Source organism: Erythrobacter oryzae (assembly GCF_030271515.1).
In the GTDB taxonomy this organism is placed as follows: domain Bacteria; phylum Pseudomonadota; class Alphaproteobacteria; order Sphingomonadales; family Sphingomonadaceae; genus Erythrobacter; species Erythrobacter oryzae.
This window is the reverse complement of the sequence record NZ_JASCXI010000005.1, coordinates 134,110-148,723: the sequence shown is the minus strand read 5'-3', so window position 1 is coordinate 148,723 and position 14,614 is coordinate 134,110. Positions and strand designations below refer to the sequence as shown.

Here is a 14,614-nt window from a genome sequence, read left to right as displayed (position 1 = left end):
GAACGCTTCCCCCTGACCGGAACAGGCTCTAAGACGCGCCCTCAGGGCCGCCCCCCTCCCGGCCCCGGCAAAGGCGCAGCGGCGATTTTCGAGGATCCTTCACGACTGGCTTTCGAAGAGCCGCAGGGTGTCGCCCGCTGGCTCGCGGCCCTGCGCGACATGTCGCGGCGGCGGAAGCTCCAGAGCCTCGCCATCGCGCTCGCCGTAGAGGCTTTGATCGTGCTGCTGCTGCTGACCCTCGGCGCGAGCATCGTCGGCGAGAAGGACGCGGAAGAGAAGCTCACCACCTTCAAGGCGCAGGAATTCGCCGCGCCCGAACCGGCCCCGGAGCGTGAGGCCGAAAGCCCCCCCGCGACCGACGCGCCCGACACGCCCCAGACCGAACAGCCGGTTCCGCTATCGCCGATCCAGCCCTCGCCGCTGGTGCTGCGCCCTCAGCCTGCCCCGCCCCCGCCACCGCCCGCGCCCACCCCGCCCGAAGCCAAGCCTTCCCCGCAGCCTTCGGCCAGCCCCTCGCGCAAGATCGGCGTGCGGATCAGGCCGGGCGCGGCTGCCGGCCCCGCCGATACCGGCAACCCGAGGACAGCGGGCGACAGCGAGCGGGTCGGCACCGCGCCCAATGGCGAGCCGCTCTACGCCGCGCGCTGGTATCGCGAGCCGACCGACCAGGAGCTTTCCGGCTATCTCTCGACCGCCAAAGGCCCGGGCTATGCGCTGATCGCGTGCCGCACGGTGAAGGGCTATTATGTCGAGGACTGCCAGCTGCTCTCCGAAGGCCCGCAAGGCTCGCAGATCGGCCGCGCGGTGATGGCGGCTGCATGGCAGTTCCGCGTCCGGCCTGCGCGGATCGGCGGGGCGGAACAGTTCGGCAGCTGGGTGCGCATCCGCATCGACTACACGGTGCGGCGGGCGAAGCCTTGACGCTTATCTCCCCCTCCCTTGGGGGAGGGGGTCGGGGGGTGGGGGCCCCTCCCTCGCAGGGGCAGAGCCCCCACCCCCAACCCCTCCCCGATGGGGAGGGGAGTTATAGGGCGCTATCCCCGCAGGTGCTCGCGCACCACATCGAGGAAGTCAGGCCCCCAGGTCTCGAGCTTCTTCGCCCCCACGCCGGGGATCGTGCCCAGTTCGGCGAGCGTCTCGGGGCATTGCAGCGCCATGTCGCGCAGCACCGAATCATGGAAGATGACATAGGCCGGGAGGCCATGCTCCGAGGCCAGCGCCTTCCTCTTGGCGCGCAGGGCCTCGAACAGCGGGTTGCCGACGGGGTTGGGGGCGCTCTCCGCGCCGCCCCGCGCCCGGCGTTCGCGGCGTTGGCGCTTGGGGGGCGGCTCGGCGATGGTGACGCCGGCCTCGCCCTTGAGGACGGGGCGCGCCTCGGGACCGAGGGCGAGGCCGCCATGTTCGGTCGCGGTGAGCATTCCGCGGGCCACCAGCGCGCGCGACAGGGGGCGGATCAGCCGCGCCTCCTCGCCGCCGACGATGCCGAAGACCGAGAGTTGGTCATGCGCGCGGCTGACGATGCGATCGTCGCTCTGGCCGGTCAGCACCTTCTCGATGTGGCCGATGCCGAAGCTCTGGCCGGTGCGGTAGACTGCGGACAGGAGCTTGCGGGCGAGTTCGCTGGCGTCGACCACCTGCGGCGCTTCGAGGCAATTGTCGCAATTGCCGCAGGTCTCGGGCGGGTGCTCGCCGAAGTGCCTGAGCAGGATCGCGCGGCGGCAGGTCGGGGCCTCGACCAGAGCGGCAAGCGCATTGAGGCGGGCGTTCTCGGCGGGCAGGCGCTCGGGCTCCACTTCGCCCAGCCATTGCCGCGCGCGGGCGAAGTCGGAGACGCCCCAGAACAGGTGCGCTTCCGAAGGGTCGCCATCGCGGCCCGCGCGGCCGGTCTCCTGATAATAGGCCTCGATTGACTTCGGGAGCCCCGCATGGATCACGAAGCGCACGTCGGGCTTGTCGATGCCCATGCCGAAGGCGATGGTGGCGACCATCACCATGCTTTCCGAGGCGACGAATTCTGCCTGCACCCGCGCGCGGCGTTCGGGCTCCAGGCCAGCATGGTAGAAGCCCGCCTCCCGCCCGGCGCGGGTGATCGCGGCGGCGAGATCCTCGGCCTGCTTGCGGCTGGGGGCGTAGACGATGCCTGCGCCGTCGAGGCGCTGGAGCAGTTCGGTGATCTGGCGCGGCCCGTTGTCCCTCGGGGTGATGGCGTAGCGGATGTTCGGGCGGTCGAACCCGGCGACGATCAGGCCCTGGTCCGGGATGCCGAGTTGCACCAGAATGTCCGCCCGCGTCGCCCGGTCGGCGGTGGCGGTCAGCGCGAGGCGCGGCACCTCGGGGAAACGGTCGAGCACCGGGCGCAGCATCCGGTAGTCGCGGCGGAAATCGTGCCCCCATTCGGAGACGCAATGCGCCTCGTCGATGGCGAACAGGGATACGGGCGCGCGGTCGAGCAGGCTCTGGAAGCCGGGTGTCGAGGCGCGTTCGGGGGCCACATAAAGAAGGTCGAGCTCCCCTGCGCGGAAGGCCTCGGCGGTCGCCGCGTTGTCCGAATCCGCCGAGGTCATCGAAGCGGCACGGATGCCCGCAGCGGTGGCCGAGCGGATCTGGTCGTGCATCAGCGCGATCAGCGGGGAGATGACGATAGCGGTGCCGGGGCGGGCGAGCGCAGGGATCTGGTAGCACAGGCTCTTGCCCGCACCCGTCGGCATCAGCGCCAGCGTGTGCGCCCCCGCCATGACGCGCCCGATCACCGCCTCCTGCTGCCCGCGGAAGGCGGGGTAGCCGAAGGTGCGGTGGAGGATTTCGTGGCATTCGGGGGGCACGGCCAAGCTCATGGCCGCGGCCCTAGCCCAAGCATCGCGCGATGGGCACCCGCCGCATCGCGCCTATCGACGGATTAGCGCCAGAAAATCAGCGAATGCTCGCCTTCTTGCTGGCGAGATCGACCACGTCGCCCTGTGCCAGGTCGGCGCCGCGCGTCGCGATGCTGCCGTCGGCGCGCTTGCCGAGGTTCTCGGGCTTCACCAGCCACAGATCGTGGTGGCCGAGGATTCGCCCGTCATGCGCGAGGATCGAGACCGGGCCGATCGGCAGGCGGTCACGCTCGTCGACCAGCACCGGGTCTTCGACGACCCGCTCGGCACCGTATTTCTGGCCCCACTGGCGCAGCGCCAGCATCGCGGGGAGGAGGTCGAAGCCCTTTTCGGTCAGGCGGTATTCGATCTTGCGGCGGTCGTCGGCGCAGGGCTCGCGCTTGAGGATACCGTGCTCGACCAGCTTGGCGAGGCGGTTGGAGAGGATGTTGCGGGCGATGCCGAGCTCGGTCAGGAATTCCTCGAAGTGCTTGAGACCATTGAAGCTCGCACGCAGGATCATGAACGACCAGCGTTCGCCCATCACCTCGAGCGCCTGCGGCAGCCCGCATTCGATCAGCTCGCGCAGCGGTTCTCTCAAATCACCCATAGGTTTCCTGTCCCTTCCCCTTCCGGGGGTCTGTGTAACCGATTTTGCGCGGCTCTCAAAAAAATTTCAGTTTTCAGTTGCAACTCACAACCTAATGGCATAGGTAGCGAATAGCAACTGGTTTCGAATCGAAATGTTGCGTTGCAAAATACGGTGACAGAGACCATGAGGCAGCGGCCTCGGAATACAAAAAGGCAAAGGACAACAGCGATGATCAAGACCCTCTCCCCCTCCGCCTCCGGCAAGCTCGCGATCCTGGCTTCGGCGCTGGTCTACACCGGCGCGAGCTTCGGCGTCGCCACCAGCAGCGCTCCGGTGAACGCGGCCGGCACCGCCTATTACAGCGCCACCCTCGCCACCCCGGCGAGCGAATCGCGCTTCGTCGCGGGCGGTGTCGCCTGGACCTGCGAAGGCACCACCTGCGTCGCCGGCAAGGCGAGCGCGCGCCCCCTGCGCATCTGCCGCGGCCTGAACCGCAAGTCGGGCGAAATCGCCAACTTCAAGGTGCTCGGCCAGCCGATCGAGGCCGAGGAACTGGCCAAGTGCAACGGCTGATAGCCGCGCGCTGACACGAAGTCCCTCTCTGTCCGGGCGTCCCCCCTCTCCAACCGGACGGAGCATAAACCCCCGGCGCACCCGGCGCCGGGGGTTTTTCTTTTTGTGCCTTCTACCGGGTCAGCGCTCCAACGCGCCCGATTTACAACAATCCCGCCGCAACTAGCTGCGCTTCCAAGCTCGCCGCATCGGTAAACAGATGCGCATCCCAGCCGCGCGCTTTCGCCGCCGCGATATTGTCCGGGTTGTCGTCGGTGAAGAACAGCGCGTCCCCGCTCCGCCCGCTGCGTTGCTCGACGATTTCGTAGATCCGCGGGTCGGGCTTGGCGACCTGCTCCTTGCCGGAGACGATGACGTCCGCGAAGTGGTCGAAGATCGGCTGGGTCGGGCGGAACCCCTCCCAGAACTCGTCGCCGAAATTGGTGAGGCAGAACAAGGGCACCCCCGCCGCCGCCAGCCGCTCGACCAGTTCGTGCGAGCCCTCGACGGGGGCATGGATGGTCTCGTTGAACCGCTCCGCATAGGCGCGAATGTGGCGTTCATACTGCGGGAAGAGCGCGATCCGCTCGGGCACCATATCCCCGAGCGCGCGGCCGCGGTCGTGCTGGAAATGCCATTCCTCGGTCACGACGTTGGCGAGGAACCAGTCAAGCTCGCGGGTGTCATCGATCAGCTTGGCGAACAGCGCGCGCAGATCCCAGTGAAACAGCACCCGCCCGACATCGAACACCACTGCCCGTTCACTTGGCGCCTTCTGCATCGCGAGACCCCCAAAAGCCTGCGGCCCGCGCTCCGGTGAGGAGGCGGGCCGCCATGTCCGTCAGCCGCCCATCGGGCAGCCGCGCCAGCTTAGCCCTGGCGGGCCTTGAAGCGGCGATCGGTCTTGTTGATCACATAGGTGCGGCCGCGGCGACGGATCACGCGGTTGTCGCGGTGACGGCCCTTCAGCGACTTGAGGCTGTTGACGATCTTCATGGCGCTTTTCCAAAAGAGAAGCGCGCCGGAAACGTCCCGACGCGCGGAAATTGAAGCGTGCCGTTAGCGACGCCGGGCGCTCAGGTCAATGCAGGACTCGCCCGGTCAGCCCCGCAAATCGGTCAATTTGCGCTCCCAGGCGAGGGCATGGGCGATGATCGTGTCGAGATCGGCGTGCTTGGGCTCCCATCCGAGGGTCGCCTTGAGCCGCGCGGGGTTCGAAATCAGCGAATCGGGATCGCCCGCGCGGCGCGGCTCCAGCTTGCGCACCAGTTGGCGATTCGTCACCCGGTCGACCGCGTCGAGCACCTCGGTCACCGAGAAGCCCCGGCCATAGCCGCAGTTCATCGTCAGCGAGCGCTGGGGCTCGGCGATCAGCGCCTCGAGCGTCAGCACGTGGGCGGCGGCGAGATCGCTGACATGGATGTAGTCGCGCACCCCCGTCCCGTCGGGCGTCGCATAGTCGGTGCCGAACACGGCGACCGATTCGCGCTTGCCGAGCGCCGCTTCGATCGCGACCTTGATGAGGTGCGTCGCCCCCGCGGTCGATTGCCCGCTGCGCGCCTCGGGGTCGGCCCCCGCCACGTTGAAATAGCGCAGCACGCCGTAGTTCATCGGATGCGCAGCGGCGACATCGGCGAGCATCTGCTCGGTCATCAGCTTCGACCAGCCATAGGGGTTGATCGGGCGCTGGGGCGTGTCCTCGGACACGGCGGCAACATCGGGGATGCCGTAAGTCGCCGCGGTCGAGGAGAAGATCATGTGCGGCACGCCCGCCGCTACCGCCGCCGCGATCAGCGCGCGGCTCTTGGCGGTGTTGTTCTCGTAATATTTGAGCGGATTTTCGACGCTCTCGGGCACCACCACCGAACCGGCGAAGTGCATGATCGCGCGCGTCCCCTGCTCGGCGAAGATCCGCGCCAGCAGCCCCGCATCGGCAATGTCGCCCTCGTAGAAGGCGACGCCCTCGGGGACCGCGAAACGGAAGCCCGTCACCAGGTTGTCGATCACCGCGACCGGCCAGCCCGCGTCGCGCAGGGCGAGCACCGCGTGACTGCCGATATAGCCGGCCCCGCCGGTCACGAGCACGGATGGTTTTGTGTTGGTCATCATCGCGCCCCTATCACAGATTCCGATTAGAGAAATCTCAACCTGAAGCAGACACTCGCGGTCTGTGAATGTTCAGGCGCGCGGCCTATAGTCGGCGGATCACGAGAGGAATTTGCGCCATGTTGCCCTTCCGCCTGCTTGCCCCGCCCCTTCCCGTTGCCCTCGCCGCCGCCACGCTCGCCCTGTCGGGCTGCGCGACCACGCCCTATACCGGCCCGGTCGAGGTCACCCGCTTCGTCGCCCCCTCGGCCAGCGAGCTCGGGCGCGGCACGATCGCGATCACTTTCGCCGAGGAAATCGCCAACCAGACCGCGCGCAATGCCTTTGCCGATGCGGTGCGGGCCGAGCTGACGAAGGCGGGCTACACCGTCGTTGCCGAGGGCGAGCCCGCCGACCAGACCGCCGCGATCCGCTCCACCCGCAAACCCGTCCTTGCCGCGCCCATGCAGCGGCAGGGCCCGGTGAACGTCGGCGTGGGCGGCGCGATCGGTGGCGGCGGCGGCAATTTCGGCACGGGCGTCGGGCTCGGGGTCGGGATCAACCTGGGCGGCGGGCGCGAGGGGCCGGCGGCCGACACCGCGCTCGAACTGCGCATCTCGCGCACCGGGGGCGAGACCCTGTGGGAAGGCCGCGCGCAGATCACCACCGGGGTGAAGTCCCCCTATGCGCAGGTGACAACCGCCGCCCGCACGCTCGCGGCCGGGTTGTTCCGGGACTTCCCCGGTGGCAATGGCGAGACCGTGACGATCAGCGTCAAGAAGCTTCAAGGAACCAAATGACCTCTCTTTTCATCGATGCCGGGTTCGACAGCGGCAATATCGACGTGCTCGGCATCAGCGGGAACACCGCCCGCCTCGCGATCCGGCGCGACAATGAATCCGAGTTCTTCCAGTGGTTCCACTTCCGCGTGGCCGCGCCCGCGGGCGAAGAGGTTGTGCTGAAGCTCACCGGCCTTGCGGCGAGCGCCTATCCGGGCGGCTGGCCCGACTACAACGCCTGCGTCTCCGAAGACCGCGACTACTGGGCGCGCGCGACCTCGACCTACGACAAGGACGAGGATGGGGGCACGCTGACCATCCGCTACCTCCCTGCGGGCGGGGTGTTCTGGTGTGCCTATTTCGCGCCCTATTCGATGGAGCGGCACCACGATCTGATCGCCGAGGCGGCTTCGTCCGAAGGCGTCGATTACGTCCGGCTCGGCACCACTCTGGACGGCCAGCCGATCGACTGTCTGGAGATGGGCGAAGGCAGCACGCAGGTCTGGCTCTACGCCCGCCAGCACCCGGGCGAGACGCAGGCGGAATGGTGGATGGAAGGCGCGCTCGAGTGCCTGACCGATCCCGCCGATCCGGTGGCGCGGGCGCTGCGCAAGCAGTGCCGCTTGCACATCGTGCCCAATTGCAACCCCGATGGTTCGCGGCGTGGGCATCTTCGAACCAATGCGGTTGGCACCAACCTCAACCGCGAATGGGCCGATCCCACCCCCGAACGCTCGCCCGAAGTGCTCGCGATCCGTAACCGGATGGACCAGACCGGCGTCGATTTCGCGATGGACGTCCATGCCGATGAGGCGATCCCGGCGGTGTTCCTCGCCGGGTTCGAGGGCATCCCCTCGTGGAAGGAGGAACAGGGCGAAGGCTTCTACCGCTACCAGCGCATCCTCGACCGCCGCACGCCCGATTTCCAGACGAAGCTCGGCTACCCAAAGGCCCCTGCGGGGCGCGCGAACCTCACCATGAGCACCAACCAGCTCGCCGAACGCTTCGGCGCGGTGTCGATGACGCTGGAGATGCCCTACAAGGACCTCGCGGATTTCCCCGAGCCCGAACAGGGTTGGAGCCCCGAGCGCTGCAAGCTGCTCGGGCGCGAGTGCCTCGCCGCGCTGGTGGAGTGGCTGGAGGGGCGGGACGCCTGATTCGCGGCGCGGATGTAGGAACGGCGGCGGTCGCTCCGCCGCCCCTTGCCCCCCGCTTTCCTACTCGCCTGCGCCGTGCCAGCATGGGGACATGAACCTCGCGCTGCGCCCGTTTCAGACCCCTGCGAAGCCCCGGCAGAAGGCAGAGAGATTCTGCCTCTGGACAGTGTCTCATGTGTCTCCAACACGCGCCCCGCAGGCAGGGGCGTGGCGGGGCGCTCAGCCGAGGTGCGCAGGGCCAAAGGCGTGGGGCAGCAGCGCGGAGAGCGTCACGCGGCGCACGCTCTCGGCGCTGACGCACAGCACCAGCGGGTCGGTGTCGCCGAGGGCTGCGACCTCGTTCAAGACCTGGCGGCAGCGGCCGCAGGGCGTGATGGGCTCCTTGTCGGCCTTGAGGCCCACCACCGCGACCGCCGCAAGGCCCCCGCGCCGCCCCGCCTCGAAGGCCTTGGCGACCGCGACGGTCTCGGCGCAGAGCGACAACCCGTAGCTCGCGTTCTCGACATTGCAGCCGGTGACGACCGCGCCGTCATCGAACAAAAGGGCTGCGCCGACGGGGTAGTCGGAATAGGGCGCATAGGCCCCGCGCGCGGCGGCGAAGGCCGCGTCGATGAGGGCCTGCTCCTGCGTGCTGTCCAAGGTCACTTCTGCACCACCACCCATTCGACCGGCTCCTCGCTCGCCTCGGTCACGCGCGCGCTGTTGGCGCTCCATAGCAGCCATGGCCGCCCGGCGTAATCCGGCCGCGCCCGGTCACGCGCCAGCCACAGGTCGCGGGCGAGCGCGGTGGCGGTGCGGTGGCGGGCCTCGAAGGCGGGGGAGAGCTTGAGGATGACGGGCTTGCCCGCGTGCAGCTCGACCTGGTTGATGAGCGTCATTAGCTCGCTCTCGGTCGCCGCGTCGCTGACCTTGGGGTCGCAGGCGTCGGCGAGTGTGCCGAGCGCGATCGCGGGAGGCAGCAGGCTCGCATCGCGCGGGACCATCTGGGCGAAGACCCCGCTCTGCGCGTCGGCCCCGAGGCAGGGGTCGAAGGGGAGGACGACGCCGACCTTCAGGCCTGCCTTGCGGGCCTGCGCGAAGCGGTCGGCAAAGCCGCCGGGCGCGTCTGCCCCCGCCCCCGCCGCAAGGGGCAAGTAGACGAAGCGCGCGCCGATCGCCTTCAGCGTCTCGAACCGCACTGGCGCAGTGCCGGCGGGAACGAGCGCGCCCTGCTCGGGGTAGAGTTCGGGATCGGGCCGCCAGCTGCGCATGTCCCACCACAGCCACGCGGCAAAGGCGAGGCCGAATAGGACGACGAGCGCCGCCAGCCGCAGCAGCCAGCGCCGCGGCGCGCGGCGCTTGGAGCCCCTCGCCATCGCCCTCAGCCCTTGATGTGCAGCACGCAGATCAGCGTGAACAGGCGGCGGGCGGTGGCGAAGTCGGTCTCGACCTTGCCCTCGAGCCGCTCGAGCAGCAGTTCGGCGGCGTTGTTGTGGATGCCGCGGCGGGCCATGTCGATGGTCTCGATCTCGGCCGGGGTCGCCTTGCGGATCGCCTGGTAATAGGAGTCGCAGATCGCGAAATACTCGCGGATCGGGCGGCGGAAGCGGGCCATGCCGATCATCAGGGTTTCCATCAGCTGGTCGCTGGTGTCCTTGATGTCCATCGCCAGCCGCCCGTCGGTGACCGAGAGGTGCAGGTGATAGGGCCCGCTCGCCCCGCGCTCGGCGCTGCGCACCGGCTTGAAGGTGTTCTCCTCGATCAGGTCGTAGATCGCGACCCGCCGCTCCTGCTCGACATCGGCGTTGCGCCACAGGATCGTCGCCTCGTCGAGCGTCACCTGGGCAATGCGCTGCGCCCCCGCAGCACCGGGCGCGGGCGAGACAGGCAGGGAATCGGGCGGCGTGTCGGCCATCGCATGCCCCTCTCGCAGATGGAGGGCCCGCACTTCAAGCACTTCGACAATCTCTCCCCACTATCCACAAGCCTTGACACCCCGGTTGACACATATTGGCCTTGCCCGAGGGGCCGCACACGCCCATCACGCCCCGCATGGCCGAACCCGAAAAAGTCACCCCGATCAAACCGCAAGACCCCGCCGGAGAGCTTCCGGTGAAGAAGCTGCCCGCCAATCTCGACGCGGAGGCCGCCTTTCTCGGCGCGGTGCTGATCGACAACCGGGTGATCGAGGAACTGCCCGTCCCGATCCGGCCCGACCATTTCTTCGAGCCGCTCCACGCCCGCATCTACGAGCGCGTGCTGGCGCTGATCGAGCGCAACGCCACCGCCTCGCCGGTCACGCTGCGGCCGTTCTTCGAGGCGGACGAGGCTCTGCGCGAACTGGGCGGCACGTCCTATCTCGCCCAGCTCACCGCCAGCGGCGCAGGCCTGCTGGTGCCGCGCGAGCTCGCCCAGCAGATCTACGACCTTGCCCTGCTGCGCGAGCTGGTGAGCGTCGGGCGGGGGCTGGTGGAAGGCGCGCTCGACACCTCGGAAGACACCTCGCCGATGGACCGCATCGCGCAGGCCGAGGCGGAACTGTTCAAGGTCGCCGAGGGCGCAAGCACGGGGCGCGAGGCGGCGACCTTCCGCGAAGCCGCCATGACCGCGATCAAGATGGCCGAGGCCGCGATGAACTCCGGCGGGGGCCTGTCGGGCAAGACCACCGGCCTTGCGACGATCGACCAGAAGACCTCGGGCCTGCACAATTCCGACCTCGTGATCCTCGCCGGGCGCCCGGGCATGGGCAAGACCTCGCTCGCCACCAACATCGCCTTCAACTGCGCCGAGGCGCACCTCAACTGGCAGCGCGAGGGCGGCGAGTTCAACTACGGCGCGCCGGTCGCCTTCTTCAGCCTGGAAATGAGCAGCGACCAGCTCGCGACCCGCATCCTCGCCGAGCAGGCGGAGATTTCTTCCGAGGCGCTGCGCAGCGGTAAACTCAGCCGCGAGGATTTCCAGAAGCTCTCCTACGCCAGCCAGCGCCTTGCCGAACTGCCGCTCTATATCGACGACACGCCAGCCCTCACCATCGCCGCCCTGCGCACCCGCGCGCGGCGGATGAAGCGGCGGCACGACATCGGCCTCATCATCGTCGACTACCTCCAGCTGCTGCAGGGCTCGGGCCGCGCCAACGACAACCGCGTCAACGAAATCTCCGAGATCAGCCGCGGCCTCAAGACACTGGCGAAGGAATTGCAGGTCCCGGTGATCGCCTTGTCGCAGCTCAGCCGCGCGGTCGAAAGCCGCGAGGACAAGCGGCCGCAGCTCTCCGACCTCAGGGAATCCGGCTCGATCGAGCAGGATGCGGACATGGTGTGGTTCATCTTCCGCGGCGATTATTACCACCTCTTGGTCAAGCCCGACACGCCCGACGCGAGCAGCCCGCCCGACGTGCAGGAGAAGTATCGCCAGTGGGAGGAGAAGTTCGAAGGCCTCGTGGGCCGCGCGACGCTGATCGTGGCGAAGCAGCGCCACGGCTCGACCGGCAACGTCCCGCTCCACTTCCAGAGCGACATCACCAAGTTCACCTCGCCCAACTTCAAGGACTATTCGGACTACGGGTACGAATAGCGGGGGCGGCGTTCAGGGTGCTACTCGGTCAGCGCACACCATAGCGGCCTAGTATCCGAAATCGAAGGTCGCCCGATCAAATCGGCGGTCCCGAAGGTCCGCTTCCGAAATGAGGATGACCAGACCGCCCGTGTCCCCGTGGGCAAAGTGCGTCAGGTCGTTGCTCGGGATCTGGAACATCATGATCATCGGCTCGGTCGCCATCGTCAGGGTGTCGCATTCCCCTGCGGGCTCGCCGCCCACCTGGATCAGGGCCCGGTGGGCTTCGTGTTCCCACCGGCGTTCCATATGAGCCCGCACCGGGGCCGATAGCTGTCGGGGATCGTGGCGATAGAGCCGTTTGGCGATCTCCGACCTGACCGTCTCGTAAGTGACGTTCCAGGAATCCCGGAGGAGCGCAGACCCGATGCACTCATCAATCTGTCTGAACAGATGATGATGGTCCGATGCCGAATATGTGGCGCCGCGATCCTGCAGCTTTGCATCGCTCATCGCGCTGCGGAGTTTCAACGCTGCCTCCGAGGACTGGCGCGCAATTTCGTTGCGTTCCTCGATGAAGGCTATGTCGGCGGCGCTGGCACCTGCAGTGATTTTGGCCAGTTCTTTTTCTGCCCACGCGGCAATCTGCGACGCTTCGTCAATCGCCTCGACCCAGTTGGCAGGCAAGGGGAGACGTCCCCATTCGCCCATCAGCTCGTTCACGGTCTCCTGATTGTCCAGCCAGAAGCCGATGAAATCGGCCCTGATCTCGAGGATCTTCTCTTTGTATCTCAGCCACTCGGCAGGGTATCTGGAGCGGTAGTCCGCAAAGGCAACGCGATCCGGTGAGAGACTTCTGGGATCCTGCTTGGGCACATCCGGATCATTGTCCAGTTCGGCCACAAGCTTTTCAGCCTTGCTCAAGATCTGCGCATGCGAACGGCCCGCGTGATCCGTGGGCGCAAAGAACGGGGACCGGAACCGCAAGGACCGGACAGTGCCGAGATTGTTCGCCTTTTCGATCCGGGCCAAATTGACAAAGCCTTTCAGATCATTGTTGTTCTGCTCCAGCCCGGCTTCGGTTTGCAGCACCTGTAGGCGAACAAGATCATCCTTCCGGGAGCGCCACGTGGCCGGAGAAAACGGCTTGCGTAGCGAAAGTTCTGTCCAATGGCCCACGAGACCTGAGGCCAATGTCCTGAGTTCCGACAGCAACTCAGTCAGGCGCGGCGCTGGCAGGCTCAGCTTCGCCGCCCGCTGCCTTGCCGCGTCCGCAAAACCTTGCGCTCTGTCTTCGAGACTGCGGATCGCTTCGTCTATCAGGAGGAAGTGGGTGTCCCAATCGATCGGCCAACCCGCTTCATGGAACCGACGAAAAGAGCTCTCACCCGTTCTCGAGTGCCTGCCCGACCAGGATGTGTCTGCCGCTTCCACGGCAATGAGCGGCCACGCCACAGGGGCCTCGAGGAACCTGTGATATCGCTCATCGAGATACGACAGAGAGGTGTGCTTGGGATCCCACGCGTCTTGCCTGTGATGTTCGATCTCGGCGGCATCAGAGTAGATTATCCGAACGTCGAACTGGCCAGCAGCTGTGGCAAACACCGATATCCAGCCGGATCGGGGCATTAGCCCGTTCCAGGTGCCTGCCGGCATTTTCGCGCAATCGATCTGCAGCAGAAACCGGTACGGCTTCCCGTCGCGGGCGGGATAGGCCTGACCGGCCGCCAGGTGAGGGTTCCCTCCGAGATGCCCGCACTGCGCAACATCCTCGGACTGCGAGACGAGCGGCTGGAGGAACAGGCATGAACCTGACATCGATATATCCTGGCCTTTGAATGCGGCGTGTGCCGTCCGTGTCTGCCTTGTGCGGCGCTACGCGCTGAGGGCCGCCTGCTCTGCGGGTGCCGCCACCCGCTGCCCCCGCGTCTCCGCCTTGGCCTGGTAGAGCGCGCGGTCGGCGAAGTCGAACAGGGCTTCGGCGTCCCTGCCGTCGGCGGGCCATTGCGCCACGCCCACGCTGGCGCCGACGCTGACGGAGAGGCCCTCGATCAGGTGCGGGCGCACCAGCGCGATCAGCAGGCGCTCGGCGAGCGGGGCGTCCTGCAGGCGCGAGTGCGGCGGGACCAGCACCGCGAACTCGTCGCCGCCCTGACGCACCACGAGGCCATCCTCGCCCACCACTTCGGACAGGCGCTCGGCCACGCCGCACAGCAGGCGGTCGCCGACGGCGTGGCCATGGCGGTCGTTCACCGGCTTGAACCCGTCGAGATCGAGCAGCACCAGCTTGAACGGCGGCGCGCCCTCGCCCTTGCGCAGCAGCGCCTCGATCCGCTCGTCGAGCGCGCGGCGGTTGGCAAGGCCGGTGAGCGGGTCGGTGTGCGCGAGGTCACGGGTCTGGTTCTGCAATTGCAGCAGGTCGACCAGCATCGCGTGGCCCTGCAGGATGAAGCGCACGAGGATCAGCGTCGCCAGCACCAGCGAGGTCGCCGCCGCGATCTCCGGCGGGCGGCCCGAGAGCAGCATCAGCGTCGACATCGGCACAACCCCGATGACGAGGTTGAGGATCGCGGCAAAGCGGATCGCCGAGAGGCAGTAGGCGGTCGCCAGCGCGCCCATCGCGATGATCATCGCGAAGGCGGCGTGGGCCTCGGGGGGCGAGGCGAACCAGTTGAGCACCGCCCAGCTGCTGCACATCACCGCGACCCAGCCCGACACGGTCGCCGCCTTGCCCACCAGCAGCTGCGCGCGGCGCAGGCTGAGATGGCGGCGGCGGTTGACCGCGTTCTCGATCAGGCCGAGCACGCACAGCACCGCCAGCAGCGCGGGCATGCCGTATTTGATCGCCCAGTGGAGATTGGCCGCCCCCGCCCACGCCGCGGTCGGCGTGGTGGCGAGCAGCATGACATACATGACGTTGGTCTGCGTCTCCATCCGCCCGGCACGCAGTAGCGTGAACTGGTCGCGGATCTCCTCCGGGATCGGCGGCATGAACCGCTGGCGCAAGTTGTCGAGCAGTCCCCGCATGGGGCCATGCCTAGGGGACGATCCGTAAAAGCCGCGTTA

General features: G+C 67.6%; 15 protein-coding genes. 5 read left to right on the top strand and 10 right to left on the bottom strand.

Going from position 1 to position 14,614, the window contains the following annotated elements; translation table 11 throughout:
- Positions 1–159: 159 nt before the first annotated feature.
- Entirely contained in the window at positions 160–921 is a 762-nt protein-coding gene (locus tag PFX90_RS16470) for a hypothetical protein (protein WP_285713762.1), read from the top strand.
- Positions 922–1,034: 113 nt separating this feature from the next.
- On the opposite strand, the gene recQ is transcribed toward PFX90_RS16470, so the two are convergent.
- Positions 1,035–2,834 (bottom strand): DNA helicase RecQ, encoded by a 1,800-nt coding sequence (gene recQ / locus PFX90_RS16465; RefSeq protein ID WP_285713761.1) that lies wholly within the window; start codon positions 2,832–2,834, stop codon positions 1,035–1,037.
- A 76-nt stretch (positions 2,835–2,910) separates the two neighbouring features.
- Positions 2,911–3,462 (bottom strand): winged helix-turn-helix transcriptional regulator, encoded by a 552-nt coding sequence (locus tag PFX90_RS16460; protein ID WP_285713760.1) that lies wholly within the window; start codon positions 3,460–3,462, stop codon positions 2,911–2,913.
- A 210-nt stretch (positions 3,463–3,672) separates the two neighbouring features.
- Here PFX90_RS16460 and PFX90_RS16455 point away from each other — a divergent pair, with 210 nt between their 5' ends.
- On the top strand, positions 3,673–4,017 hold the full coding sequence (locus tag PFX90_RS16455; RefSeq protein ID WP_285713759.1) for a DUF8200 family protein: 345 nt from the start codon (positions 3,673–3,675) through the stop codon (positions 4,015–4,017).
- Between the two features lie 142 nt (positions 4,018–4,159).
- Here PFX90_RS16455 and PFX90_RS16450 read toward each other — a convergent pair whose 3' ends face one another.
- From PFX90_RS16450 to galE, 3 genes are all read right to left on the bottom strand, one after another.
- Positions 4,160–4,777 carry an HAD family hydrolase gene (locus tag PFX90_RS16450; RefSeq protein WP_285713758.1) on the bottom strand — a complete coding sequence of 206 codons (618 nt, stop codon included), beginning with the start codon at positions 4,775–4,777 and terminating at the stop codon, positions 4,160–4,162.
- A gap of 89 nt (positions 4,778–4,866) precedes the next feature.
- On the bottom strand, positions 4,867–4,992 hold the full coding sequence (gene ykgO, locus PFX90_RS16445; protein WP_017666014.1) for a type B 50S ribosomal protein L36: 126 nt from the start codon (positions 4,990–4,992) through the stop codon (positions 4,867–4,869).
- 105 nt (positions 4,993–5,097) lie between these two features.
- Positions 5,098–6,102, bottom strand: coding sequence for a UDP-glucose 4-epimerase GalE (galE, locus tag PFX90_RS16440; RefSeq protein ID WP_285713901.1), 1,005 nt, complete (start codon positions 6,100–6,102; stop codon positions 5,098–5,100).
- 119 nt (positions 6,103–6,221) lie between these two features.
- On the opposite strand from galE, the gene PFX90_RS16435 reads away from it, so the two are divergent.
- A complete protein-coding gene (locus PFX90_RS16435) occupies positions 6,222–6,881 on the top strand; it encodes a hypothetical protein (protein WP_285713756.1) in 660 nt (219 codons plus the stop codon).
- On the top strand, positions 6,878–8,017 hold the full coding sequence (locus PFX90_RS16430) for a M14 family metallopeptidase (protein WP_285713755.1): 1,140 nt from the start codon (positions 6,878–6,880) through the stop codon (positions 8,015–8,017). The genes PFX90_RS16435 and PFX90_RS16430 overlap by 4 nt, the downstream gene beginning before the upstream one ends.
- A gap of 219 nt (positions 8,018–8,236) precedes the next feature.
- Here the strand turns inward: PFX90_RS16430 and PFX90_RS16425 are convergent, their stop codons facing one another.
- Genes PFX90_RS16425 through PFX90_RS16415 form a run of 3 tightly spaced genes read right to left on the bottom strand, consistent with a single transcriptional unit; the run spans position 8,237 to position 9,911 of the window.
- On the bottom strand, positions 8,237–8,680 hold the full coding sequence (locus PFX90_RS16425) for a cytidine deaminase (protein WP_285713754.1): 444 nt from the start codon (positions 8,678–8,680) through the stop codon (positions 8,237–8,239).
- A complete protein-coding gene (locus PFX90_RS16420; RefSeq protein WP_285713753.1) occupies positions 8,659–9,372 on the bottom strand; it encodes a glycoside hydrolase family 25 protein in 714 nt (237 codons plus the stop codon). Before PFX90_RS16420 ends, PFX90_RS16425 begins: the two co-directional genes overlap by 22 nt.
- Before the next feature lie 5 nt (positions 9,373–9,377).
- On the bottom strand, positions 9,378–9,911 hold the full coding sequence (locus PFX90_RS16415; protein ID WP_285713752.1) for a UPF0262 family protein: 534 nt from the start codon (positions 9,909–9,911) through the stop codon (positions 9,378–9,380).
- Positions 9,912–10,048: 137 nt separating this feature from the next.
- Between PFX90_RS16415 and PFX90_RS16410 the strand changes: the two genes are divergently transcribed.
- Complete coding sequence (locus PFX90_RS16410; protein WP_285713751.1) at positions 10,049–11,569, top strand: replicative DNA helicase; 1,521 nt, start codon at positions 10,049–10,051, stop codon at positions 11,567–11,569.
- Between the two features lie 48 nt (positions 11,570–11,617).
- On the opposite strand, the gene PFX90_RS16405 is transcribed toward PFX90_RS16410, so the two are convergent.
- Together PFX90_RS16405 and PFX90_RS16400 are read right to left on the bottom strand one after the other, a co-directional pair.
- Positions 11,618–13,366, bottom strand: a complete 1,749-nt coding sequence (locus tag PFX90_RS16405; RefSeq protein ID WP_285713749.1) for a DUF1963 domain-containing protein — start codon at positions 13,364–13,366, stop codon at positions 11,618–11,620.
- Positions 13,367–13,423: 57 nt separating this feature from the next.
- Complete coding sequence (locus tag PFX90_RS16400; RefSeq protein ID WP_285713748.1) at positions 13,424–14,575, bottom strand: GGDEF domain-containing protein; 1,152 nt, start codon at positions 14,573–14,575, stop codon at positions 13,424–13,426.
- Between the last annotated feature and the right edge of the window lie 39 nt (positions 14,576–14,614).